The sequence below is a fragment of the Streptomyces sp. 6N223 genome (assembly GCF_052246635.1).
In the GTDB taxonomy this organism is placed as follows: Bacteria; Actinomycetota; Actinomycetes; order Streptomycetales; family Streptomycetaceae; genus Streptomyces.
This window is the reverse complement of the sequence record NZ_JBQQCA010000060.1, coordinates 20,857-44,652: the sequence shown is the minus strand read 5'-3', so window position 1 is coordinate 44,652 and position 23,796 is coordinate 20,857. Positions and strand designations below refer to the sequence as shown.

At 72.5% G+C, this 23,796-nt stretch carries 23 protein-coding genes; 8 read left to right on the top strand and 15 right to left on the bottom strand.

All coding sequences use genetic code 11. From position 1 onward, the window contains the following. Window positions 1-52: 52 nt before the first annotated feature. The 4 genes from qcrB to ctaE form a co-directional block, all read right to left on the bottom strand. Window positions 53-1,693, bottom strand: a complete 1,641-nt coding sequence (gene qcrB, locus ACTWQH_RS27695) for a cytochrome bc1 complex cytochrome b subunit (protein WP_443289504.1) — start codon at window positions 1,691-1,693, stop codon at window positions 53-55. Next, complete coding sequence (gene qcrA, locus ACTWQH_RS27690; RefSeq protein ID WP_443289503.1) at window positions 1,690-2,712, bottom strand: cytochrome bc1 complex Rieske iron-sulfur subunit; 1,023 nt, start codon at window positions 2,710-2,712, stop codon at window positions 1,690-1,692. Before qcrA ends, qcrB begins: the two co-directional genes overlap by 4 nt. 71 nt (window positions 2,713-2,783) lie before the next feature. Further along, the gene (gene qcrC / locus ACTWQH_RS27685) at window positions 2,784-3,593 is read right to left on the bottom strand and encodes a cytochrome bc1 complex diheme cytochrome c subunit (protein WP_443289502.1); all 810 of its coding nucleotides are present in this window, start codon (window positions 3,591-3,593) and stop codon (window positions 2,784-2,786) included. Between the two features lie 72 nt (window positions 3,594-3,665). After that, window positions 3,666-4,286: an aa3-type cytochrome oxidase subunit III gene (gene ctaE / locus ACTWQH_RS27680; RefSeq protein ID WP_443289501.1), complete on the bottom strand. Its 621-nt coding sequence runs from the start codon at window positions 4,284-4,286 to the stop codon at window positions 3,666-3,668. Between the two features lie 113 nt (window positions 4,287-4,399). Between ctaE and ACTWQH_RS27675 the strand changes: the two genes are divergently transcribed. Next, window positions 4,400-4,801 carry a hypothetical protein gene (locus ACTWQH_RS27675; protein ID WP_443289500.1) on the top strand — a complete coding sequence of 134 codons (402 nt, stop codon included), beginning with the start codon at window positions 4,400-4,402 and terminating at the stop codon, window positions 4,799-4,801. A gap of 35 nt (window positions 4,802-4,836) precedes the next feature. Here the strand turns inward: ACTWQH_RS27675 and ACTWQH_RS27670 are convergent, their stop codons facing one another. The 4 genes from ACTWQH_RS27670 to ctaC form a co-directional block, all read right to left on the bottom strand. Continuing rightward, window positions 4,837-6,126: an Ig-like domain-containing protein gene (locus ACTWQH_RS27670; protein ID WP_443289499.1), complete on the bottom strand. Its 1,290-nt coding sequence runs from the start codon at window positions 6,124-6,126 to the stop codon at window positions 4,837-4,839. 125 nt (window positions 6,127-6,251) lie between these two features. Next, complete coding sequence (locus ACTWQH_RS27665) at window positions 6,252-6,650, bottom strand: cytochrome c oxidase subunit 4 (RefSeq protein WP_443289498.1); 399 nt, start codon at window positions 6,648-6,650, stop codon at window positions 6,252-6,254. Further along, the gene (gene ctaD, locus ACTWQH_RS27660) at window positions 6,647-8,368 is read right to left on the bottom strand and encodes an aa3-type cytochrome oxidase subunit I (RefSeq protein WP_443289497.1); all 1,722 of its coding nucleotides are present in this window, start codon (window positions 8,366-8,368) and stop codon (window positions 6,647-6,649) included. Before ctaD ends, ACTWQH_RS27665 begins: the two co-directional genes overlap by 4 nt. Next, the gene (gene ctaC, locus ACTWQH_RS27655) at window positions 8,365-9,330 is read right to left on the bottom strand and encodes an aa3-type cytochrome oxidase subunit II (RefSeq protein WP_443289496.1); all 966 of its coding nucleotides are present in this window, start codon (window positions 9,328-9,330) and stop codon (window positions 8,365-8,367) included. Before ctaC ends, ctaD begins: the two co-directional genes overlap by 4 nt. A gap of 314 nt (window positions 9,331-9,644) precedes the next feature. Here ctaC and ACTWQH_RS27650 point away from each other — a divergent pair, with 314 nt between their 5' ends. After that, window positions 9,645-11,039: a cysteine desulfurase/sulfurtransferase TusA family protein gene (locus ACTWQH_RS27650; RefSeq protein WP_443289495.1), complete on the top strand. Its 1,395-nt coding sequence runs from the start codon at window positions 9,645-9,647 to the stop codon at window positions 11,037-11,039. A 70-nt stretch (window positions 11,040-11,109) separates the two neighbouring features. Here ACTWQH_RS27650 and ACTWQH_RS27645 read toward each other — a convergent pair whose 3' ends face one another. Next, window positions 11,110-12,090 (bottom strand): carbohydrate kinase family protein, encoded by a 981-nt coding sequence (locus ACTWQH_RS27645; protein ID WP_443289494.1) that lies wholly within the window; start codon window positions 12,088-12,090, stop codon window positions 11,110-11,112. Window positions 12,091-12,223: 133 nt separating this feature from the next. On the opposite strand from ACTWQH_RS27645, the gene ACTWQH_RS27640 reads away from it, so the two are divergent. After that, window positions 12,224-13,879 carry a hypothetical protein gene (locus tag ACTWQH_RS27640; protein WP_443289493.1) on the top strand — a complete coding sequence of 552 codons (1,656 nt, stop codon included), beginning with the start codon at window positions 12,224-12,226 and terminating at the stop codon, window positions 13,877-13,879. A 112-nt stretch (window positions 13,880-13,991) separates the two neighbouring features. Here the strand turns inward: ACTWQH_RS27640 and ACTWQH_RS27635 are convergent, their stop codons facing one another. Further along, complete coding sequence (locus tag ACTWQH_RS27635) at window positions 13,992-14,345, bottom strand: HesB/IscA family protein (RefSeq protein WP_443289492.1); 354 nt, start codon at window positions 14,343-14,345, stop codon at window positions 13,992-13,994. Window positions 14,346-14,592: 247 nt separating this feature from the next. Between ACTWQH_RS27635 and nadA the strand changes: the two genes are divergently transcribed. Together nadA and ACTWQH_RS27625 are read left to right on the top strand one after the other, a co-directional pair. Further along, on the top strand, window positions 14,593-15,771 hold the full coding sequence (nadA, locus tag ACTWQH_RS27630) for a quinolinate synthase NadA (protein ID WP_443289491.1): 1,179 nt from the start codon (window positions 14,593-14,595) through the stop codon (window positions 15,769-15,771). A 54-nt stretch (window positions 15,772-15,825) separates the two neighbouring features. Next, entirely contained in the window at window positions 15,826-16,677 is an 852-nt protein-coding gene (locus tag ACTWQH_RS27625) for a GNAT family N-acetyltransferase (RefSeq protein WP_443289490.1), read from the top strand. A gap of 33 nt (window positions 16,678-16,710) precedes the next feature. Here ACTWQH_RS27625 and ACTWQH_RS27620 read toward each other — a convergent pair whose 3' ends face one another. From ACTWQH_RS27620 to ACTWQH_RS27605, 4 genes are all read right to left on the bottom strand, one after another. Next, window positions 16,711-17,409 (bottom strand): response regulator, encoded by a 699-nt coding sequence (locus ACTWQH_RS27620; protein ID WP_443289506.1) that lies wholly within the window; start codon window positions 17,407-17,409, stop codon window positions 16,711-16,713. After that, window positions 17,400-18,779 carry a sensor histidine kinase gene (locus ACTWQH_RS27615; protein ID WP_443289489.1) on the bottom strand — a complete coding sequence of 460 codons (1,380 nt, stop codon included), beginning with the start codon at window positions 18,777-18,779 and terminating at the stop codon, window positions 17,400-17,402. Before ACTWQH_RS27615 ends, ACTWQH_RS27620 begins: the two co-directional genes overlap by 10 nt. Beyond that, window positions 18,776-19,069, bottom strand: a complete 294-nt coding sequence (gene pspAA, locus ACTWQH_RS27610) for a PspA-associated protein PspAA (RefSeq protein WP_443289488.1) — start codon at window positions 19,067-19,069, stop codon at window positions 18,776-18,778. Before pspAA ends, ACTWQH_RS27615 begins: the two co-directional genes overlap by 4 nt. A gap of 113 nt (window positions 19,070-19,182) precedes the next feature. Continuing rightward, a complete protein-coding gene (locus ACTWQH_RS27605) occupies window positions 19,183-19,989 on the bottom strand; it encodes a PspA/IM30 family protein (RefSeq protein WP_443289487.1) in 807 nt (268 codons plus the stop codon). Between the two features lie 257 nt (window positions 19,990-20,246). On the opposite strand from ACTWQH_RS27605, the gene ACTWQH_RS27600 reads away from it, so the two are divergent. Together ACTWQH_RS27600 and ACTWQH_RS27595 are read left to right on the top strand one after the other, a co-directional pair. Next, entirely contained in the window at window positions 20,247-20,852 is a 606-nt protein-coding gene (locus tag ACTWQH_RS27600) for a DUF3043 domain-containing protein (protein ID WP_443289486.1), read from the top strand. 299 nt (window positions 20,853-21,151) lie between these two features. Beyond that, the gene (locus tag ACTWQH_RS27595) at window positions 21,152-22,213 is read left to right on the top strand and encodes a S1C family serine protease (protein ID WP_443289485.1); all 1,062 of its coding nucleotides are present in this window, start codon (window positions 21,152-21,154) and stop codon (window positions 22,211-22,213) included. Between the two features lie 36 nt (window positions 22,214-22,249). Here ACTWQH_RS27595 and ACTWQH_RS27590 read toward each other — a convergent pair whose 3' ends face one another. Further along, window positions 22,250-22,459 carry a hypothetical protein gene (locus tag ACTWQH_RS27590; RefSeq protein ID WP_443289484.1) on the bottom strand — a complete coding sequence of 70 codons (210 nt, stop codon included), beginning with the start codon at window positions 22,457-22,459 and terminating at the stop codon, window positions 22,250-22,252. Between the two features lie 115 nt (window positions 22,460-22,574). Between ACTWQH_RS27590 and ACTWQH_RS27585 the strand changes: the two genes are divergently transcribed. Further along, the gene (locus ACTWQH_RS27585) at window positions 22,575-23,774 is read left to right on the top strand and encodes a bifunctional adenosylcobinamide kinase/adenosylcobinamide-phosphate guanylyltransferase (protein WP_443289483.1); all 1,200 of its coding nucleotides are present in this window, start codon (window positions 22,575-22,577) and stop codon (window positions 23,772-23,774) included. Window positions 23,775-23,796 lie beyond the last annotated feature (22 nt).

The following is a 23,796-nucleotide window of genomic DNA, read 5'->3' as shown; positions in this document are numbered from 1 at the left end:
GGAGGCGCGCCCCGGCCCCGGGCCGGTTGCCCGCCGCGCGGCGCGGCCGCGCTCAGTGGTGGCCGTCGCCGTTCGCGATCGCGCGATGCTCCTCGGCCGTCGGCTTGGGAATCTGGGCGTGCTCGCCGAAGTAGCCCCGGCTGACGCGCGCCCGCACCCGCTCCATCGGGCCGATCCTGCGCTGCACCCCGTTCTCGTCCGTCTCCGGTCCCACCTCGAGGGGCCGGAACTGGTCGTGCGCGGTGAGGGTGTGCAGCTGCTCCTGCGACAGCGGCTCGTGGACCTCGATGAACTCGCCGTGCGGCAGCCGCTTGATGATGCCGGTCTCCCGCCCGTGCAGCACCTTCTCGCGGTCGCGCCGCTGCAGGCCCAGGCAGATCCGCCGGGTGACGACGAACGCGATCACCGGCAGCACGAAGAAGCCGATCCGGCAGAACCAGGTGATGGCGTTGATCGAGAGGTTGAAGTTGACGGCCCACACGTCGTTGCCGCCGGCGATCATGCAGACGCCGAACGCCGTGAGCCACGCCATGCCGAACGCCGTGCGGGTCGGCGTGTTCCGTGGCCGCTGCGCGATGTGGTGCTCGCGCTTGTCCTTCGTGACCCATCCCTCGAAGAACGGATAGAGCCCTATCACGACCAGCAGCGCCGGGAAGACGAACAACGGGATCATCAGGCCGAAGTTCAGCGTGTATCCGCCGGGGATCACCCATTCCCAGCCGGGCATCATGCGTACCAGTCCCTCGGAGAAGCCGAGATACCAGTCGGGCTGGGCGTTGGTCGAGATCTGATCTGGTCGGTAGGGGCCCAGCACCCAGACCGGGTTGATCGTCACGGTGGCGGCGATCAGCGTGATCACGCCGAAGACCAGGAAGAAGAAGCCGCCCGCCTTCGCCGTGTAGACGGGCAGCAGGGGCGCGCCGACCACGTTGGTGTTGGTCCTGCCGGGCCCGGCGAACTGGGTGTGCTTGTGGTAGAAGATCAGGATCAGGTGGACGGTCACCAGTGCCAGCAGGACGGCTGGGAACAGCAGCACATGGACGATGTAGAACCTCGGGATGATGTCGTTCCCCGGGAACTCCCCGCCGTAGAGGAACATGGCCAGGTAGCTGCCGATCACCGGCGTGGAGAGGATCGCGCCCTCCATGAACCGCAGGCCGATGCCGGAGAGCAGGTCGTCCGGGAGCGAGTAGCCGGTGAGCCCCTCGAAGATCGCCACGATCAGCATCGTCCAGCCGATGAGCCAGTTGAACTCACGCGGCTTGCGGAAGGCGCCGGTGAAGAACACCCGCATCATGTGGAAGAAGAGGGCGACGATGAAGATGAGCGCCGCCCAGTGGTGGATCTGCCGCATCAGCAGACCGCCGCGCACGTCGAAGCTGATGTCCAGCGTGGAGGCGTACGCCTCGGACATCATCACGCCCTGCATCGGCTCGTACGGCCCGTGGTACTCGATCTCGGCCATGCTCGGCACGAAGAAGAGCGTGAGGTAGACGCCGGTCAGGATCAGGATCGTGAACGACCACAGCGCGATCTCGCCCAGGAGGAAGGACCAGTGGTCGGGGAAGATCTTGCGCATGTAGGGCTTGGCCATGCTGTACACGCCGAGCCGGCCGTCGGCCCAGTCGGCGATGCGCTCGCCCGCCGGTGCCTTGCCCCGGGTCTTCCGCGGGGATTCCGTTGCGGTACTCATCCGCGCTCCCAGAAGCTCGGGCCGGGGGGCACGTCGAAGTCGCCCAGCGCTTCGAGGTACCCCTCGTCGTTCACGGTGATACGCAGCTGCGGCAGGGGGTGGCCTGCCGGGCCGAAGAGCACCCGCGCACCGTCGGCGAGGTCGAACGTCGACTGGTGGCAGGGGCACAGCGCGTGGTGCGTCTGCTGCTCGTACAGGGTGGCCGGGCAGCCGATGTGGGTGCAGATCTTGGAGAAGCAGAGGATGCCCTCGTGGCCCCACTCGGCCGACCGCTGGTCCTTGATGTCCTCGGGCTCCAGCCGCACCAGCATGACGGCCGCCTTGGCGATCTCCTCGGGGAAGTCCTCGTCGTGCGGGTCGAGGCCCTCGGGCATGGCCTGCGTGAGCGAGCCGACGATGATGTCCTCGGGCCGCAGCGGCTGCATGGTGGACTCGTTGATGATCCGCGCGCCCGGCCGCCAGGCGGTGTGCCGCAGCTTGTCCCCGGGCAGCGGGCCGAGGTCGCGCAGCAGCACCAGGCCGGTGAGCGGCACCACGCCGAGCGCGCCGTACATGGTGCGGCGTACCAGGGTGCGGCGCCCGAACTGCGACTCCTCGGCGCTCTTGCGGAACTGCGCCATCACGTTCGCCCGGGTCTCCTCGGACGCCTCGATCGTGTGCCGCTCCTCCGGGATCTCCTCGTCCGTCATCAGGGTGCGCGACCAGTGGACGGCGCCCGCGCCGATGCAGAACAGGGCCAGGCCCAGCGTGAGGCCGAGGGCGAAGTTCAGTCCGCTGACGTGGCCGAAGGGCCAGATGTAGACGATCTCGTCGACGGGGATGGTGGCGTAGGCGACGATGAAGCCGATCGTGGCCAGCATGGACACCGTGAAGAGGAGCGCCACGGTGCGCTCCGAGCGCTTGGCGGCCCGCTCGTCGATGTCCTGGCGGCGCGGCTCGTGCGGCGGCAGCCCGGGGTCGGCGAAGGGCTCGTCCGGCCTGGCCAGCGCGCCGTTGGAGTGGGCCCCGGCCTCGGTCACCTCGGCACCGTTGGCCACACCGTTCGCCCGGTGCTCCGAATGCTCTGAATGTGCTGTGTGTTCCTTCTGACTCATGACTTCCTGGCCTTTGCCGTCCTGGCGCCGATCCACACCGCGCAGGCGATGCAGAGGCCGATCCCGAAGGTCCAGGCGAACAGGCCCTCGCTGACGGGGCCGTAGCCGCCGAGCGAGAAGCCGCCCGGGTTCGCCGATTCGGAGGTGTTGACGGTGTTCAGCCAGGCGATGATGTCCCGCTTCTCCTGCTCGCCGAGGGTGGCGTCAGGGAAGGAGGGCATGTTCGCCGGGCCGGTCGTCATGGCCTCGTAGATGTACCGCGGGTTCGTGTTGTGCAGGTCCGGCGCTTCCTTGCCGTCGGTGAGAGCGCCGCCCTGGCCGGTGAAATTGTGGCATTGCGAGCAGTTGGTGCGGAAGAGTTCGCCGCCGCGGGCCGCGTCCCCCTCGGCCGGGTCGTACGACGAGTCCTCGGGGACCGCGGGGCCGGGGCCGAGGGAGGCGACGTACGCCGCGAGCTGGTCGATCTCCGCCTGCGTGTACTCGTTGGGCTTCTCCTCCGCCTGCGGCCCGGGCTGCTGCAGCGGCATCCGCCCGGTGCCGACCTGGAAGTCCACGGCGGCGGCACCCACGCCCACCAGGCTGGGGCCGTCGCTCCCGCCCTGGCCACCGGAGCCGTGGCAGCTCGCGCAGCCGACGTCGTAGAGCTTCTTCCCCTCCTCGATGGCCAGGGACTGAGCCGAGTTGTCGGCCTGCGCCTCTTCCGCAGGGGCGAGCGCGGCGTAGGCCCACCCCGTGGCCCCCAGCGCGAGGAGGAGGACGACGAGCGCCGCCAGGGGATGGCGTCGTCGTGCGGAGAGCTTTTTCACGGATTACCCCGGTGTCGGATCTCGTGCGTCGATGCGGGTGGTGTGCTCGGAACGGCTGTGGCTGGTGGACCGCTACTGGATCAGGTAGATCGTGGCGAAGAGGCCGATCCAGACGACATCGACGAAGTGCCAGTAGTAGGACACGACGATGGCGGTGGTGGCCTGCTCGTGGGTGAAGCGGCGGGCGGCGTACGTCCTGCCGAGCACGAGCAGGAAGGCGATCAGCCCGCCGAGCACGTGCATGCCGTGGAAGCCGGTGGTCAGGTAGAACGCCGAGCCGTAGGGGTCGGAGGAGAGCGAGATGCCCTCGTGGGCGACGAGTTCCACGTACTCCGTGACCTGGCCGCCGATGAAGATGGCCCCCATGACGAAGGTGATCACGAACCAGCCGCGCAGCCGCTTCACGTCGCCGCGCTCGGCGGCGAAGACGCCGAGCTGGCAGGTGAGGGAGGAGAGGACCAGGATCGTGGTGTTGCCCGCCGAGAACGGAATGTTCAGTGCGTCGGCGTGCTCCTTCCAGTAGTCGGCTCCCATCACCGACCGGAGGGTGAAGTACATCGCGAAGAGGGCCGCGAAGAACATCAGCTCGGAACTGAGCCAGATGACCGTTCCGACGCTGGTGACGTTCGGCCGGTTCACAGCGGGAACCGACGGGGGTACGTGCCCGGTTTCTACTGCTGTTGCTGTCGCCACGCCGTCATTATGTCGGTCGCCGATCCGGGCCCTGCCCCGGGGGTCCCGTTCGGTGTGTTCGCGGTGCGAGGAGTAGCATCCGCCCTGTCCGCCCCGGCTCCTGGGAGGTATCGATGCGGCGCACCGTGACGGTGCTGGTCTACAGCGACGACGTCAACACCCGCGAACAGGTGCGGCTCGCGGCGGGGCGCCGCGTGGCCGCGGACGTCCCGCCCCTCGAGTACGTGGAGTGCGCGACGCTGCCGGCGGTGCTGGAGGCGCTGGAGGCCGGCGGCATCGACGCCTGCGTGCTGGACGGCGAGGCGGTTCCGGCGGGCGGCATGGGGGTGTGCCGCCAGATAAAGGACGAGATCTTCGACTGCCCGCCGGTGCTGGTGCTGATCGGGCGCCCGCAGGACGCGTGGCTGGCCACGTGGAGCCGCGCGGAGGCGGCGATTCCGCACCCGATCGACCCGGCGGCCCTGGCCGAGGCCCTGGCGGGGCTGCTGCGCGGCCGACTGCCCTCGGTGGCGTAGGCCCTGGAGGGCCGGGCCCTCCCTGTCCCGCGGGTTCAGATGCGGGGGCGCAGGCGGCCGACGGGGGTGGTGTCCTCCCGGTCGGAGTCCGCGGCGGCGGACGAGGCGGACAGCGCGGACCCCGCGCGCCACTCGTCCCAGCTCAGGTTCCAGTCGCCGAAGCCGTTGCCGAACGGCGCCATCTCGTCGCCGAAGCCGTTGACGTGCTCGACGATGTCGCCGGGCTTGACCAGCTCGTAGAACCAGCGGGCGTTCTCCGTGCTCATGCCGGTGCAGCCGTGGCTGACGTTGGCGCTGCCCTGCGAGCCGACCGACCAGGGCGCGCCGTGCACGTACTCGCCGCTCCAGGTGAGCCGCGCCGCCCAGTAGACGGGCAGGTCGTAGGACTCGGCGCTGCCGGCGGGGATGCCGATGCTGGTGCCGGTCATCCGCACGTACGACTCCCGGGCCAGGATGACCTTCTTGCCGTTGCGGGTGGCGAAGCCCTCCTTGCCGGTGGTGATGGGGAGGGTGCGCAGCTCCTCGCCGTTGCGGTAGACGGTCATGTGGTGCGAGCCGATGTCGGCCACGGCCTCGATGCGGTCGCCGGTGGTCAGCTCCAGCGGCTTGCCGTCGGCGCCGCGCAGGCCGTCGCCGAGGGCGAGGCCGGCGAGGTTGGAGCTGACCGTGATGCTCGCGTCCGCGGGCCAGTACTCACGGGGGCGGTAGTGCAGCGTGCGGTCGTCGACCCAGTGCCAGGAGCCCTCGACCGCCGGGCGGGAGCGCACGTCCAGGGAGCTCTCGACGAGGGCCCGGTCGCGCGCCGAGGTGATCGGCTTGGACAGCTCCCCGGTGACGGGCTGGCCGACGCCGTAGGTGCCCGGCTCGGGGCCGAAGCTCACGGTCAGCCGCTTGCCCTCGGCGGACCCGGTGCGGAAGGTGTGAACGCCGCGGCCGGGGGCGCCGCTGTCGTCCTCGGTGCTCACCCGGACCGTGTAGCGGGCCTCGGCGGCCAGCGGTGTCGTGCTGCGCCAGCCGTGGCCGTCGGCGGTGAGCTCGCCGGGGACGGGACGCCCCGCGGAGTCGGTCGCGACGACGTCGGTGATGCGGTCGCCGTCGCCCGTGGTGGTGATCTTCAGGGGCTCGTCGGGGTCGTCGGCGGTGCCGAAGGAGAGCTGCTCGGTGGCGTCGTACGGAGCGGTCGCCAGCGGCTGGGGGCCGCCGCCACCGCAGGCGGCGAGCCCGGCCACCAGCGGGGCGAGCACGAGGGCGCAGCAGGCCGCTATCCGCAGCGGGCCGCGTCTCAGGCCGTTCCGGAGGCCCTTCCGGTGTATTTCGTGACTCATAGCCACAAAGTACGGAGATTGCCCCGAAAGAGCGCGTTGGGTGCCTGCAAACGGGTCGGTCCCCGGAGGCAGCACCTCCGGGGACCGGACGTCAGCCGGACGTCACGGGATCACGCGATCACGGATCACTGGTTCTGGTTCTCGCCCCGGTAGTACTCGTAGACCCAGAACCACAGGCCGACGCCGATCAGAGGCGCGGAGAAGTACAGGAGCCACCATCCGATGGCCACGCTGGCGAAGGCGAACAGGCCGCCGCCGGCCAGCAGGATCGGCGCCCAGCTGTGAGGGCTGAAGAACCCGACCTCGCCGGCGTCGTCGGCGACGTCCGCCTCCTTGTTGTCCTGGGCACCCGTGTCGACCCGCCGCGCGGTGAAGACCAGGTAGAAGCCGATCATGGCCGCCAGGCCGAAGGAGAGGAAGAGCGCCGTGGTGCCGACCGGCTCCTTGGACCACACGCCGTAGACGACGGCCGAGCCCAGCATGAAGACGGCGATCCAGCTGAAGAGATGCCCCTGGATCCTCACTTGTCGGCCCCCTTGCCCGCCATGACGGCATCACGGTTCTGGATGTCCAACTGGTCGAGCGCCGCGATCTCGGGATGGTGCACGTCGAAGGCGGGCGACTCCGAGCGGATGCGCGGCAGCGAGGTGAAGTTGTGCCGCGGCGGCGGGCAGGAGGTCGCCCACTCCAGGGAGCGGCCGTAGCCCCAGGGGTCGTCCACGTCCACCTTCTCGCCGTACTTCCAGGTCTTCCAGACGTTGTAGAGGAACGGCAGCATCGACATGCCCAGCAGGAAGGAGCTGATGGTCGAGATGGTGTTGAGGGCGGTGAAGCCGTCCGCGGCCAGGTAGTCGGCGTAGCGGCGCGGCATGCCTTCGGCCCCGAGCCAGTGCTGGACGAGGAAGGTGCCGTGGAAGCCCACGAACAGCGTCCAGAAGGTGATCTTGCCGAGCCGCTCGTCGAGCATCTTCCCGGTGAACTTGGGCCACCAGAAGTGGAAGCCGGCGAACATCGCGAAGACGACGGTGCCGAAGACCACGTAGTGGAAGTGGGCGACGACGAAGTAGGAGTCGGAGATCGCGAAGTCCAGCGGCGGCGAGGCGAGGATGACGCCGGTGAGGCCGCCGAAGAGGAAGGTGACGAGGAAGCCGATCGACCACAGCATCGGCGTTTCGAAGCTGAGGGATCCCTTCCACATGGTGCCGATCCAGTTGAAGAACTTCACGCCCGTCGGCACGGCGATCAGGAAGGTCATGAAGGAGAAGAACGGCAGCAGCACCGCGCCCGTGACGTACATGTGGTGGGCCCAGACGGTCACCGACAGGCCGGCGATCATGATCGTCGCCGCGACGAGGCCGATGTAGCCGAAGATCGGCTTCCGGGAGAAGACCGGGATGACCTCGGAGACGATGCCGAAGAACGGCAGGGCGATGATGTACACCTCGGGGTGGCCGAAGAACCAGAAGAGGTGCTGCCAGAGGATGGCGCCGCCGTTGGCGGAGTTGAAGATCTGGGCGCCGAAGGCCCGGTCGGCCTCCAGGGCGAAGAGCGCGGCGGCCAGCACCGGGAACGCCAGCAGCACCAGCACGGCGGTCAGCAGCACGTTCCAGGTGAAGATCGGCATCCGGAACATCGTCATGCCGGGGGCGCGCATGCAGATGACGGTCGTGATGAAGTTGACCGAGCCGAGGATGGTGCCGAAGCCGGAGAAGGCCAGGCCCATGATCCACATGTCGGCGCCCATGCCCGGCGAGTGGATGGCGTCGGACAGCGGCGCGTACGCGAACCAGCCGAAGCTGGCGGCGCCCTGCGGGGTGATGAAGCCGGCCACGGCCAGCAGGCTGCCGAAGAGGTACAGCCAGTAGGCGAAGGCGTTCAGGCGCGGGAACGCCACGTCGGGGGCGCCGATCTGCAGCGGCATGATCCAGTTGGCGAACCCGGCGAAGAGCGGGGTCGCGAACATCAGCAGCATGATCGTGCCGTGCATGGTGAACAGCTGGTTGTACTGCTCGTTCGACACCAGCTGGCTGCCGGGGCGGGCCAGCTCGGCGCGCATGATGAGCGCCATGATGCCGCCGAAGATGAAGAAGAAGAACGACGTCACCAGGTAGAGCGAGCCGATGGTCTTGTGGTCGGTGGTGCTCATCCACGAGACCATCACGCTGCCGGGTGACCTCCGGCGGACGGGCGGGGCCTCGGGGGCCGCCGTGCCGACGGTCTGGTTGGGATCGAGGATGGTCACGACTGCCCCTCGTTGGTCTCTGCGTTCACGGCGGCGTCCGTCTGCTCGATGCCCGCCGGGATGAAGCCGGTCTGGCCCTGGTCCGCGAGCTCCTGGAGGTACTGGTCGTACTCCTCGGGCGAGACGACCTTGACGTTGAACAGCATGCGGGCGTGGTCGACGCCGCACAGCTCCGCGCACTTGCCCATGAAGGTGCCCTCCCGGTTGGGGGTCACCTCGAAGGTGTTGGTGTGCCCGGGGATCACGTCCATCTTCATCAGGAAGGGCAGGACCCAGAAGGAGTGGATGACGTCGCGTGAGGTGAGGACGAACTGCACCGTCTCACCCTTGGGAAGGACCAGGGTGGGGCCCGGGTTGCCGGTGTCGGGGTTCCGGTCGGCGGGGGTGCCGGTCTCGTAGACCCCGTCGGCGTTCTCCGGGACGCGCTCCATGATGCGGTTGGGGATGGCCGCCAGCTCGTCGGCGGTGTGCGCGTTGCTGTCCGAGGCTCCCACCGGCTCCAGGTAGTTGAAGCCCCAGCTCCACTGGTAGCCGACCACGTTGATGATGTGGTCGGGCTCCTCGGAGGTCTCCAGCAGCTCGGTCTGGTCCCGGGCGGTGAAGTAGAACAGGACGGAGACGACGATCAGCGGCACCAGGGTGTACAGGGCCTCGATCGGCAGGTTGTACCTGTTCTGCGGCGGCACCTCCACCTTGGTCCGGGACCGGCGGTGGAAGAACACGCTCCACGCGATCAGGCCCCACACCAGCACGCCGGTGACCAGCGCGGCGGCCCACGAGCCCTGCCACAGGGACAGGATGCGGGGGCCCTCCTCGGTCACCGGGGTGGGCAAACCCAGTCGGGGAAAGTCCTCGGATGTGCAACCCGTCGCGGTTGCCAGGACCACACCCGCGATCAGCGCGTGCGGCAGGATCCGCCGCACCGGGCGCCGCGATGAGCGGTCGGAGCCGTTGGGACTCACGTAACGCCTTCCCGAGAGTCTCGCCCGTGCCGGCCGCTGCCGCCGCTGCCTTCGCACTCGGCGGGGCCGGCCCTGGCACGAGCAGGGGTGTCGTTGCTTTATGCGGACCAAACCCTACTCGACCCCCCACGACGCCACGCGGGGAGGGTCCCCAACGCGGCGCGGCCCGCCTGACCGGCTCAGGAGCGGCCCAGGACCGGTCCAGGAGCGGCCGGAGACGGGCGGCGGGCGGGCGGCGTTGACGGGCGTTCGGGGTCGTTCGGGGACGGTCGCCGGGCGTTGGCGGCGCCGGCGGTGGCGTTAGCGTGGGAAGCGTGCCGTACTTCGACGCCGCGTCCTCCCTCCCCCTCCACCCCGTCGCCCGGCAGGCGCTGCTGGCGGCGTACGAGGACGGCTGGGCCGACCCCGCGCGCCCGCACCGCGAGGGGCGGCGGGCGCGGCTGCTGCTGGACGCGGCCCGCGAGAGCGCGGCGGAGGCGGTGGGCTGCCGGCCGGACGAGCTGACGTTCACCTCCTCGGGCACGCGGGCGCTGCACGCCGGGATCGCGGGCGCGCTCGCGGGCCGGGCCAGGGCCGGGCGGCACCTGCTGGTCTCCGCCGTCGAGCACTCGGCGGTGCTGCACGCCGCCGAGGCGCACCGCGAGGCGGGCGGCACGGCCGCCGAGATCGGCGTGGACTCCGGCGGCCGGGTGGCGCCGGACGCGGTGGCCGAGGCGCTGCGCGAGGCGCCCGGGCCCACGGCGCTGGCGTGCGTGCAGTCGGCCAACCACGAGGTGGGCACGCGGCAGCCGATCGGCGAGATCGCGGAGGTGTGCCGGGAGGCGGGCGTTCCGCTGCTGGTGGACGCGGCGCAGTCGCTGGCGTGGGAGCCGGTGGCGGGCGGCTGGTCGCTGCTGGCGGGCAGCGCGCACAAGTGGGGCGGCCCGGCCGGGGTCGGGCTGCTGGTGGTGCGCAAGGGGACGCGCTTCGCGCCCCGCCCGCCCACGGACGAGCGGGAGTCGGGGCGGGCGCCCGGCTTCGAGAACATCCCGGCGGTCGTGGCCGCCGCCGCCGCGCTGTGGGAGGTGCGCGCGGAGGCGGCGGCCGAGGCCGAGCGGCTGCGGGGGCTGGTGGACGTCATCCGCGCGCGGGTGCCGGAGCTGGTCCCCGACGTGGAGGTGGTGGGCGACGCCCGGCACCGGCTGCCGCACGTGGTGACCTTCTCCTGCCTGTACGCCGACGGGGAGGCGCTGCTGCACGCGCTGGACCGGGAGGGCTTCGCGGTCTCCTCCGGCTCCTCGTGCACCTCCAGCACGCTGACCCCTTCTCATGTGCTGCGCGCGATGGGGGTGCTCTCGGAGGGGAACGTCCGGGTCTCGCTGCCGCCGGGGACGGCGGAGGAGGACGTGGAGCGCTTCCTGGCGGTCCTGCCCGGCGCGGTGGCGTCGGTGCGGGAGCGGCTGGCGGCGCCGGGGCCCGCGGCGGACGGGGAACGTCAGGACCAGGACCTCACCGTGGACTCGCTGGGCACGCTGTGCCCGGTGCCGGTGATCGAGCTGGCCAAGGCGATCGGCCGGGTGCGGCTCGGCGGCGTGGTGACGGTGCTCGCGGACGACGAGGCGGCGAGCCTCGACATCCCGGCGTGGTGCGCGATGCGCGGCCAGGAGTACGTGGGCGCCTCCGGCGAGGCAGGCGGCGGCACGGCGTATCGGGTGCGGCGCGTGCGCTGACCGGGGGCTCCGCCCCCAGACCCCCCGGCCGCCCACACCCCGGCGCCCCACCCAGGGTTGGGCACCGTCGTCAGGCCGAGAGCAGGTGCTGGCGCACCTCCTCCGCCGCGTCCGTGCCGTACGCCTTGGTGAAGCGGTCCATGAACGCCCCCCGCCGCAGCGTGTACTCCTGCGTGCCCACGGTCTCGATGACGAGGGTGGCGACCATGCACCCGACCTGGGCGCAGCGTTCCAGGGAGGAGCCCCAGGCCAGGCCGGAGAGGAAGCCCGCGCGGAAGGCGTCGCCGACGCCGGTGGGGTCGGCGAGCCGCTCCTCCTCGGGACAGCCGACCTCCATGACGGGCTCGCCCCTGCGCTCGATCCGCACGCCGCGCGCGCCGAGCGTGGTGACGCGGGTGCCGACCCGTTCGAGTACCTGCTCGGCGGACCAGCCGGTCTTGGTCTCGACCAGGGCCTTCTCGTACTCGTTGTGGAAGAGGTACGCCGCGCCGTCGGTCAGCGTCCTGATCTCCTCGCCGCCCATCCGGGCGAGTTGCTGGGAGAAGTCGGCGGCGAAGGGGATGCCGCGGGTGCGGCACTCCTCGGTGTGCCGCATCATCGCCTCGGGGTCGTCCGCGCCGATGTGCACCAGGTCCAGGCCGCCGACGCGCTCGGCGACGGTCTGCAGCTCGATGAGGCGGGCCTCGCTCATCGCCCCGGTGTAGAAGGAGCCGATCTGGTTGTGGTCGGCGTCGGTGGTGCAGACGAAGCGGGCGGTGTGCAGCACCTCGGAGATGCGCACGGAGGCGGTGTCCACGCCGTGCCGGTCGAGCCAGGCGCGGTACTCGTCGAAGTCGGCGCCGGCCGCGCCGACGAGGATCGGGGAGGCGCCGAGCTGCCCCATGCCGTAGCAGATGTTGGCGCCGACGCCGCCGCGTCGCACCTCGAGGGCGTCCACCAGGAAGGAGAGCGAGATGGTGTGCAGCTGGTCGCTGACGAGCTGATCGGTGAAGCGGCCGGGGAACGTCATCAGGTGGTCGTGGGCGATGGAACCGGAGACGGCGATGCGCACGGAAGGTCTGCTCCTTGGCACTTGGCAGGGCACGGCGGACGCTCCAGGCTATCCAAGGGGGAACCGATGACGGGGCCCCTCCGTCAGACGGGCGTAAGGACCGACGACCCGAGATCCCGAGGAGAGTGTGGCCGTGGCCGACGAGGAGACGGCACCCGAGAGCGTCAACCCGCCCGAGCGCGCGGAGGAGGATCCGGAGGCCGCGGTCCCGGCGCGGCGCCGGTGGCCGGCGGTCACGGCGGTGGCGGCGGCCGTGGCGCTGATCGCGGGCGGGGTGTATGGGGCGCAGTCGCTGGGCGGTTCGGACGACGGGGGCGACGGCGGCGGGTCGGGGGACGCGGCGGCGCCGCTGGTGCTGGACGGCTACGCGGACGGGCAGCGGGACGCCGCCGCGGCGGACGCCGAGAGCTTCACGGTGGAGCTGAACGCGTACGCGGGCACGCTGCGCGCCTCCGGCGAGCTGCCCGAGGGGCCGGAGACCGCGACCGACTACCGCTTCGACGGCGGGCCCACCCGCGAGCAGGCCGCCGACCTGGCGGCCGTGCTCGGCGTGGACGGCACGGTGCAGGACGGGGGCGGCGCGTGGATCGTCACGAGCCCGGACGCGGACGGCCCGGCGCTGTCGGCGCTGCGGGGCGCGCCGGGCATGTGGTCGTACGCCCAGGGGGCGACGATGACCGGGCCGGCGGACCCGGACGCCGCCGTCGGCAGCGACGTGGCGCAGAAGCCGGTGGACGACACGGCCCCGGTGGACGTCGCGCCGCCGCCCTCCGAGGCGGAGGCGATCGCGGCGGTCGAGCCGCTGCTCGATGAGCTGGGCCTGTCCGGCGCCCCCGTGAACGCCTCGGAGACGGAGTCGAACACGCGGATCGTGTGGGCCACGCCGGAGGTCGACGGCCTGCCGGTGGCGGGCCTGGAGACCCGGCTCGCCGTGGGCCCGGCCGGGGAGCTGGTGTCGGGCTGGGGGGCGTGGGTGCCCGAGGTGACGGCCGGGGAGGAGCGCGAGACGATCGGCGCGATGGAGGCGTTGGACGCCTACAACAAGCGCGGCGCGAACACGGAGCTGCCGGCGGAGCCGCAGTGCGGCGCGGGTGACGCCGCTGACGCCGCCGAGGGCGCCGAGATCGCGCCGGTCCCGCCGGAGGACGGCGACTACCTCGAGGCCCCGCGGCCCGAGCCGTGCGGCGAGGCGGCCAATCCGGAGCCGGTGGACGTGACGGCGGAGTTCGGGCTGGCGCTGAACTACTCCGGGGACGAGGCGCTGCTGGTGCCGTCCTGGCTCTTCCACGCCACGGAGCGGCAGGAGCTGGGCCTCCCGGTCAGCTACCCGGCGGTGCCCTTCGAGATCGGCTCGCCGTCCGGCGGCGACGCGGGCTCGGACCCGGGTGCCGGGTCGGGCGCCGGGAGCGACGGCGATGTCGCCGTCGAGCCGGCCGAGCCCGGCACGGGAGCGGACGGGGCCGGCCCCGTGCAGCGGGACGAGCCGGCCGAGGAGCCCGGGCAGGGCGGCGGCTCGGGGGTCGAGGACCGCGGCATGTCGGTGGAGACCCACGACGCCTCGGGCAGGACGCTGACCCTGCACTTCTGGGGCGGGGTGTGCGACGACTACACGGCGACGGCCGAGGAGTCGGGCGAGGAGATCGCCGTCCGCGTCGAGCCGAGCAACCCCGACCCGGAGCGGCTGTGCGTCATGGCCGCCGAGAGGCGGACCGCCGAGGTCACGCTCTCCGAGCCGGTCGGGGACCGGACGGTGGTGGACTGGAACGGCCAGGAGATCCCGGTGCGGTGACGGCGGTGACGGCGGTGACGGCGTAGGCGGACACGAACGCGGGGGCGGGCGGCCATGACGTTGGCCGCCCGCCCTCGCGTGTGCGCGTGGACGCGCCCGCCGGCCGGACCCGTCAGCTGAAGGAGTCGCCGCAGGCGCAGGAGTTGCTGGCGTTCGGGTTGTCGATCGTGAAGCCCTGCTTCTCGATGGTGTCGACGAAGTCGATGGCCGCGCCGCCCAGGTACGGGGCGCTCATGCGGTCGGTGACGACCTTCACGCCGTCGAAGTCCTTCACGACGTCGCCGTCGAGTGAGCGCTCGTCGAAGAAGAGCTGGTAGCGCAGACCGGAACAGCCGCCGGGCTGGACCGCCACGCGGAGCGCCAGATCGTCGCGCCCCTCCTGTTCAAGCAGGCTCTTGATCTTCGCCACGGCCGCGTCGGAAAGGATGATGCCCTCGCTCACAGCGGTCTGTTCCGATACGGACATCTGCTTGTCTCCCGGGTAGTACGGAAAGCTGTGCGTCTCTGACAGGTGGTGCAACGGAGAGCCTCCCCGGTTCATTCCGGATCAGGCGCGTCGCGTCGTTCTTTCATGCTCGCACACGGCCGCGGATCCCCGACGGATGCGTCACAGTGACGCATTCCGCATCGTCAAGCTGACGTGAAGGGGGTTATCATCCATTACGTCAGTTCGACGAAAAGTCGTGGCTAGCAACAAGAAAGGGTGCGTGCCTGTGAACACCGCCCAACCGCTGGACGTGGAGCCCACTCCCCTCGCCCTCCTCCTGCTCGGCCGCGGGGCCGACCCGGACAGCGAGCGGGGCGTGGACTGTCCCGGCGACCTGCCCGCGCCCTCGGACCCGGACCTGGTGGCCCGCGCCCGCGCCGCCCGCGACCGCCTCGGCGACCGCGCCTTCGTGCTCGGCCACCACTACCAGCGCGACGAGGTCATCGCCTTCGCCGACGTGACCGGCGACTCCTTCAAGCTCGCCCGCGACGCCGCAGCCCGCCCGCAGGCCGAGTACATCGTCTTCTGCGGCGTCCACTTCATGGCCGAGTCCGCCGACATCCTCACCTCCGACGACCAGCGGGTGATCCTCCCGGACCTCGCCGCCGGCTGCTCGATGGCCGACATGGCCTCCGCCGAGCAGGTCGCCGAAGCCTGGGACGTGCTGACCGAGGCGGGTGTGGCCGACGTCACCGTGCCGGTCACGTACATGAACTCCTCGGCGGACATCAAGGCGTTCACCGGCCGCCACGGCGGGACCGTCTGCACCTCCTCCAACGCCCGCCGGGCCCTTCAGTGGGCGTTCACCGGGCACGAGAAGGTGCTCTTCCTGCCCGACCAGCACCTCGGCCGCAACACCGCCGTGCGGGAGCTCGGCCTGTCGCTGGACGACTGCGTCGTCTACAACCCGCACAAGCCCAACGGCGGCCTGACCCCCCGCCAGCTCCGCGAGGCGAAGATGATCCTGTGGCGCGGCCACTGCTCGGTCCACGGCCGCTTCACCCTCGACTCGGTGCGGGAGGTGCGCGAGCGCATCCCCGGGGTCAACGTGCTCGTGCACCCCGAGTGCCGCCACGAGGTCGTCGCCGCCGCCGACCACGTCGGCTCCACCGAGCACATCATCGCCACCCTCGACGCCGCCCCCGCCGGCTCGCGGTGGGCGGTGGGCACCGAGCTGAACCTGGTGCGCCGCCTGGCCAACCGCTACGCCGGCGAGGGCAAGGAGATCGTCTTCCTCGACCGCACCGTCTGCTTCTGCTCCACCATGAACCGCATCGACCTGCCCCACCTGGTCTGGGCCCTGGAGTCGCTGGCCGAGGGCCGCGTCGTCAACCGCATCACGGTCGACCGGCAGACCGAGGGCGAGGCGCGCCTGGCCCTCGAACGGATGCTGGCGCTGCCGTGACCTCCGGAGCCTGAGCCCTGTCGCCTCGGGGGACGCCGCGTCACGATGGACACCATGATGCTGCGCCAGCTGCGCGACTCCCGCGCGGACACCGAGGCCACGCAGGCCGTGGTGACCGCCGCGTTCGACCTCGGCGATTGGAGCGGGAGACGGGTCGACCGCTTCCGGCGCCGCGTCCGCCACATGGCCGCCACCGACCCGGACGGCTGCTGGCTCGCGGAGGACGAGGCGGGCCGCCCGCTCGGTGCGGCGCTGGCCACCCGACGCGAGGGCCTGTGGAGCCTGTCGCTGCTCGCGGTGGACCCCGGCGCCCAGGGCAACGGCGTGGGCACGGCGCTGATGCGCCGGGCGCTGGCGTACGGGCACGGCACGCTGCGCGGCATGATCTGCGCCACCGGGCACCCGGCCGCCGCCCGCGTCTACCGGGGCGCGGGCTTCGCCCTGCACCCCTCGATGCGGATGTCGGGCACGGTGGACGGCTCCCGGCTCACCGTGCCCGACGGGCCCGCGATCGAGGGCGGCCCCCGGCACCGCCCGCTGATGGACTCGGTGGACCGGCGGCTGCGCGGCGGCGCCCACGGGCCCGACCACGAGGAGCTGCTGCGCCACTGCCGGGTGGTGGTCGCCGACGACCTGGCGGGAAGCGGCTACTGCTACGTCGGCGAGGACGGCCTCGTCGAGCTGCTGGCGGCCACCTCGCGCCGCATCGCGGTCCGGCTGCTCAGCTCGGCGCTGCTCAGCCTGCCCGCCGGGGGCGCGGCGACCCTGCGCCACCTCACGGCCGAGCAGCAGTGGGCGGTGGACGTCGGCTTCGAGGCGGGGCTTGAGCTGGAGCACGACGGCTACGTGTGCCTGCGCGGCATGCGCCCGCCCGCCCCGTACCTGCCCTCGCTCGCCTTCCTGTGAGCGGCTGAACGGCTGAACGGTGGCGGGCGGGCGTTACGCCTGGAGGTGCCCGCCGCGCGGGCGTACGAGGCCGGTCTCGTACGCGAGCACCACGAGCTGGGCCCGGTCGCGGGCGTCGAGCTTGGCCAGCAGCCGGTTCACGTGCGTCTTGACCGTCAGCGGGCTGACGGTCAGGCGCTGGGCGATCTCGTCGTTGGACAGCCCGCCGGCCACCTCGGCCAGCACCTCGCGCTCCCGCGCGGTCAGCACGCTCAGCGCGGCGTCCCGCGCCGCGCCGTCCTCGCGCCCCTCGGCGCCGCCCTGGGCGAGGAAGCGGGCGATCAGGCCGCGCGTCGCGGACGGCGACAGCAGCGCCTCGCCCGCCGCGACCAGCCGGATGGCGTTCAGCAGCTCGCCTGGCTCGGCGCCCTTGCCGAGGAACCCGGAGGCCCCGGCGCGCAGCGACTCCACCACGTAGTCGTCGGACTCGAAGGTGGTCAGGATCAGCACCCGCACCCCGGCGAGGTCCGGATCGGCGCCGATGGCGCGCGTGGCGGCGAGCCCGTCGGTGCCGGGCATCCGGATGTCCATCAGCACCACGTCGGCGCCGTGCTCCCGGATGACGCGCAGCGCCTCCTCGCCGTCGGCGGCCTCGCCGCTGACGGTCATGTCCGGCTCGGAGTCCACCAGCACCCGGAACGCGCTGCGCAGCAGCGCCTGGTCGTCGGCGAGCACGACCCGTATCACGAGCAGCGCCCCGCCTGCTCCCGCCCGGCGTGGACAGCGGCGGCCTCCTCGGCCCCCGGCGGCCTGGGCGGCTTGAGCGGCAGCCGGACGCGGACCCGGAACCCGCCGCCCTCCAGCGGCCCGGCCTCGCAGCTGCCGCTGAGCGCGGTGGCGCGCTCCCGCATGCCCGTCAGGCCGTGGCCGCTGCCGCTGCCGTTCACCGCTCCGCCGCCCTCCTCTTGCTGTGCCTTCTCCTGCGCCTTCTCCTGCTCCTTCACCTGTTCCTTCTCCCGCTCACGCCGCGCGCCGCCGTCGTCGAGGACGATGATGTCCAGCGCCTCGTCGGCCGTGCCGCCCGAGCGGACGATGCGCACCAGCGCCGTGGCGTCGGCCCCGGCGTGCTTGTGCACGTTGGTCAGCGCCTCCTGCACGACCCGGTACGCCGCCAGGTCGACCGCCGAGGGCAGCGGGCCGGCGTCGTCCACGCGCTCGTCCAGGGTCACCGACATTCCCGTCCGCACGAAGCCGTCGATCAGGTCGTCCAGCACCGCCAGGCCCCGAGCGGGCTCGGTGGGCGCGATCGGCTCGTCCTGGTGGCGCAGCAGGCCCACGGTCGTCTGCAGCTCGGCCAGCGCCCGCCTGCTCTCCTGCCGGATGTGCGCCAGCGCCTCCTTGGCCTGGTCCGGCCGGGTGTCCATGACGTGGGACGCCACCCCCGCCTGGACGTTGACCAGCGCGATGTGGTGGGCGACGACGTCGTGCAGCTCGCGGGCGATGCGCATCCGCTCCTCGGTGACGCGGCGGCGGGCCTCCTCCTCCCGGGTGCGCTCGGCCCTCTCGGCCCGCTCGCGGATGGCGTTGATCACGGCGCGGCGGCTGCGTACCGCCTCCCCGGTGACCGCCGCGAGCGTCATCCAGGCGAAGGCGCCGAGGTTCTCCTGGGCGTACCAGGGCTGCTGGCCCAGCAGCATCGTCCCGGGCGTGGCCACCGCCACGGTGAACGCCCACACCCGCACGGTGGTGGGCCGGTCACTGCGGCTGGCGACGGTGAACAGCGCGACCGCCACGGTCATCAGGATCGAGGAGTGCCGCTCGACCGGCTGATGGCTGGAGGTGCCCAGCAGCAACTCGGCCATGCTCAGCGTCAGCACGCTGACCAGCACGGTCATCGGCGCCTTCCGGCGCAGCACCAGCGCGGCGCAGGCCAGCGCGCCCAGCACGAGGCTGTGGGCGGGCAGGTCACGCTTGGCGAAGCCGGAGCCCTCCATCGGGGACTGCGCGATGGTGACCGCCGCGCACAGGTAGACCGCGTACGACGCGACCGCGATCAGCGCGTCGAGTGCCAGCGGATGCGCCCGCAGCCACTGCCTGGCGGGGGCGCCATGCTCGGAATTCACGGCGCGTCGGACGTCCCGGGGATGAGACCGTCCTCGGTCAGCATCGCGCGAACCTCCTCCAGGGAGGCGTCCGGAGAGGGCAGGATCAGCTCGGAGGGCTCAAGCGAGTCGTCGGGCAGCGGGGCGCCCGCCGACCTCACGGCCTCCAGCAGCGCGCCCAGGGTGCGGCGGAACCCCTCCTCGTCACCGGACTCAACCTCCGCCATCAGCTCGTCGTCGAGCTTGTCCAGCACGGGGAAGTGGCTGTCGTCCAGCTTCACCTGCCCCTCACCCATGATCCGTACGATCACGACGCTCTCCTCGGGGTCGGTGCCTGACCGGGGCGGTGCCCTCGTCCGGTCAGTGGCTGTCTACACCACTTTGCCTTGTGCCTTACACCTGTCTGACTACCACGGCCCGCCCGTCACTGCTTGTCGAACTTGGGCGAGTCCTGCTGCTGGCCCTCCTCGCGCGCAGCGCCGCGCGAGCCGGTGCCGCCCTCGATGGCCTGCCGCTCGGCGGCGGAGCCGCCCGACAGCTCGGCCTTCATGCGCGCGAGCTCGATCTCGACGTCGGCGTTGCCGGAGATCCGGTCGAGCTCGGCGGTCAGGTCGTCCTTGGAGGTGCCCGTGGGGTCGTCCAGGGCGCCGGAGGCCAGCAGCTCGTCGATGGCGCCGGAGCGCGCCTGGAGCTGCGCCGTCTTGTCCTCGGCCCGCTGGATGGCCATCCCGACGTCGCCCATCTCCTCGGAGATCCCGGAGAACGCCTCCCCGATGCGGGTCTGCGCCTGGGCGGCCGTGTAGGTGGCCTTGATGGTCTCCTTCTTCGTGCGGAAGGCGTCCACCTTGGCCTGGAGCCGCTGGGACGCCAGGGTGAGCTTGTTCTCCTCGGCCTGGAGCGTCTCGTGCTGCTGCTCCAGGTCCGCGATCTGCTGCTGGAGAGCCGCCCGCCGGGTCAGCGCCTCGCGGGCCAGGTCCTCCCGCCCCAGGGCGAGCGCCTTCTTGCCCTGCTCCTCCAGCTTGGAGGACTGGCTGTTGAGCTGGTTCATCTGAAGCTCAAGCCGCTTCCGCGAGGTGGCCACGTCGGCCACTCCGCGCCGCACCTTCTGCAACAGCTCGAGCTGCTTCTGGTACGAGTAGTCCAGCGTCTCGCGCGGGTCCTCGGCCCGGTCCAGGGCCTTGTTGGCCTTCGCGCGGAAGATCATCCCCATCCGCTTCATGATGCCGCTCATGGGCCTCGCGCGCCCCCTTCATGACGGACTGAACCTCTACGGCCTTATTTCCTGCTGCTCCCCTAGCCTAAGGGGCCTGTAACCATTAGGGCACTGCCCAAGGCCGAATGCGCTCCTCCTGCAGAACGATCGTGCCCCCGATGCCTCCAGCCCAGGGTGGAGGGGTTCCGCGCCGGGATGTAGGGGTCGGTCACGTTGCACGATCGTTTTCGCATGGGCCGGGGAGGGAGCGGCGTGGAGCCCGTAGGCTGGTAAACGTGTTCCGAAGCCGTTCCAAAGAAGACGCCAAAGAAGACCGCTCCGCCGCGACGGAGGTCGGTGACCAGCCGCAGGCGCGCGACCCGCAGGCGCCCAAGGGCCGCCCCACCCCCAAGCGCAGCGAGGCCGAGGCGCTGCGGCGTGCCGTGGTGAAGCCGCCCGCCAACCGCAAGGAGGCGGCCAAGCGGGCCCGCGAGGCCCGGCGGGTCGCGCTGAGCAAGCAGCGCGAGGCGCTGCTCGCCGGCGACGAGCGTCACCTCCCGGCCCGCGACCGGGGCCCGGTGCGGCGTTTCACCCGCGACTTCGTGGACACCAAGTGGCACGTGGCGGAGTTCTTCCTGCCGATCGCGGTGGCCATCCTCGTCCTGAGCATGTTGCCGTCGGTCGCGGCGCGGAATTTCGCGCTGATGATGTGGCTGGCCGTGATCGTGCTGATCGTCTTCGACTCGGTGCTGATGACGCGGCGGCTGAAGAGGGAGCTGCGGGCCCGCTTCCCCGACGAGAGCCGGAAGGGCGCGAGCGCCTACGCCCTGATGCGCACGCTCCAGATGCGCCGGATGCGTCTCCCCCGGCCCCAGATCAAGCGCGGCGAGTCGCCTCGCTGAGCGCGCCATCGCCCGCGGCGGGTCTGGCCACGCGCCCCGCGCGCCATCGCGCGTGGCCGCTCCCCGGAACCCCGCCGCCCGGGCGGCTGCCGCCCCCGGCGGCATGATCCGCCCGCGGCGGGCCTCCTTCACCGTCCACCGCCTCCGAGGGCCGAGGACGGGCGCACCCTCGGGCGGCAGGCCACGGCCGGCAACGCGTGCCCGTCCCGGAGTCCCGGGCCTAGCCCGGGCGGGGGCTCATCGCGGGTGGCGCGGCGGCGCTCACCGCCCGCAGCCGGGCGTAACGTGACAATTCGGGCATGATCGCGCGCACCGCCCGCCCCGTCGTCGCGCTCCGCGCCGCCGCCCTCCTGGTTCTGCTGACGGCCTGCACGGGCCCCGCCTCCGGCTCCGCCGCGCCCGAGCGGTCCGCGACCGCGCCCGCCCCGACCGTCTCGGGTGAGCTCCAGGACGGCTACCAGCGGGTGGTGGCCGACGTGCTGCCGTCCGTCGTGGAGATCTCCGCCGGCGGCGGCCTCGGCTCCGGCGTGATCTACGACGAGGAGGGCCACATCGTCACCAACGCCCACGTCGTCGGCGACGCCAAGGAGTTCGAGGTCGTGCTGGCCACCCGCAAGGACCCGATCCGGGCCCGGCTGGTGGCCGCCTACCCCCAGCAGGACCTGGCCGTCATCCGGCTCACCGACCTCCCCCGGCGGCTGCGCCCGGCCACCTTCGGCGACTCGCGCGCGGTCGAGGTCGGCCAGATCGTGCTGGCCATGGGCAACCCGCTGGGGCTGAACTCCAGCGTCACGCAGGGCATCGTCTCGGCGGTGGGGCGTTCCGTCAGCGAGGGCGAGGGCGAGGCCACGCTCGGCAACATGGTGCAGACCTCGGCCGACATCAACCCGGGCAACAGCGGCGGCGCGCTGGTCAACCTCTCCAGCCAGGTCATCGGGATCCCCACGCTGGCCGCGCGCAACCCGCAGATGGGCGGCGGCCAGGCCCCCGGCATCGGCTTCGCCATCCCCGCCTCCACCGTGACCTTCCTCGCCGACCAGATGATCGAGCGCGGCCGGGTGACCGAGTCGGGGCGCGCCGCGCTGGGGGTCACCGTCCGCACCGTGCTCGGCGACGGCTTCGAACCCGCCGGCGCGGCCATCGCCGAGGTCGACGACGGCGGCCCCGCCCAGCGCGCGGGGCTCCGCCCCGGGGACGTGATCACCGGCCTCGGCGGCGAGGAGGTGACCGACGTCGTGTCCCTGGCCGAGGCGCTGGCCTCGCTCCGCCCCGGCGGGCGCACCGAGGTCGAGTACCTGCGCAACGACGAACGCCGCACCGCCCGCGTCACCCTCGGCGAGGCGAACGCCCCGCGCCGCTGAGCCCCGCCCCCGGGGCGCGCCCCGGGGGCCCTGCCGTCACTCCTCGGCCGCGTGCAGGCTCATCGGGCCGTACACCTCGACGCCGTCCTCCAGCAGGGTCACCTGGTCGACGCCCTCCTGAAGCAGCTCCTGCCAGATCTCGCCGATCCAGGACTCCGCGTCGCCCTGGGTGCCGAAGTCGCCGGGGGCCGACGACGGCTCGGTCGTCGAGCCGTCCGCCTTCTCGAACCGCCACTCCCAGGCCATATCCGCCTCCCGCTGCCACTGGGCATACTTGTCCGCAGCCTAGATCACCGGGAGCGCATTTGGCCGCCCCGCCGCCGACCGCGCGCTGTTCCGCGCGAGGCGAGAGGATCGGGGCGTGGACGTCACCCTCCTCGGCACCGGCGCGCCCGACGGGCTGCCCCGGCCCGGCTGCCCCTGTGCCGCCTGCGCGCGGGCGCTGGGCGAGGACGCCCGCACCCCGACCGCCGTGCTGCTCGACGGGGTGCTGCTGCTCGACCTGACGCCGGGCGCCGTGCTGTCCGCCGCGCGCGCCGGCCGGTCGCTCCACGGCGTACGGCAGGTGCTGCTCACCCACCCGCACACCGGCCCCGTGCTGGAGCTGCCGCCCGGGCTGCCCGCGCCGGTGCGGGTGCCGGACGGGCGGGAGTTGGCGTTGCTCACCGGCCACCGGGTGCGGGCGGTGGCGGTGGACGCGCCCGGCACGGGATACGCCGTGACCGGGCCGGAGGGCGACCGGCTGCTGTACCTGCCGCCGGGGGGCGCGCCGGCCGGGCTCAGGGCGATGGAGCGGCCCTTCGACCTGGTGCTCCTCGACGTGACCGGGCGGCCGGACGCGCTGGCGCGGCTGCGGGCGGCGGGCGCGGTGGGCGTGACCACGGATGTCCTCGCCGTCCACCTCGGCCACGAGGTGCCGCCGGGCGCCGAGGTGCACCGCCGCCTCGCGGCGGCGGGGGCGCGGGCCGAGCCGGACGGCGCCACGCTGTCGGTGGGCGGCTACCAGCTCGTGCCCGATCCGCCGCGCCGCACGCTGGTGCTGGGCGGTGCGCGCTCGGGCAAGTCGGCCGAGGCGGAGCGGCGGCTGGCGGCGTTTCCCGACGTGGTGTACGCCGCCACCGGCGGGCGGCTCCCCGACGACCCGGAGTGGGCGGCCCGCGTCGCCGCCCACCGGGAACGCCGGCCGCCCGGCTGGACCACGGCGGAGACCCGCGACCTGGTGCCGCTGCTGGCCGGCGACGGGCCGCCGCTGCTGATCGACTGCCTGACGCTGTGGCTGGCCCATGCCATGGAGGAGGCCGGCTGCTGGGACGAGGCGCGGCCGGCGGGTGCGGCGGACGAGGCGCTGGCCGGGGAGACCGCGGCGCTGGTGGCGGCGGTGCGGGCGACGCGGCGCACGGTGGTGGCGGTGAGCAACGAGACGGGCTCGGGGGTCGTGCCGCCCACGGTCGCGGGGCGCCGCTTCCGCGACGAGCTGGGGCGCCTGAACGCGGCGGTGGCCGCGGAGTGCGAACACGTCCTGCTGGTGGTCGCGGGCACGGCCCTGCCGCTGCGCGGCTAGGACGTGCCCGCGCGGGTGGGCG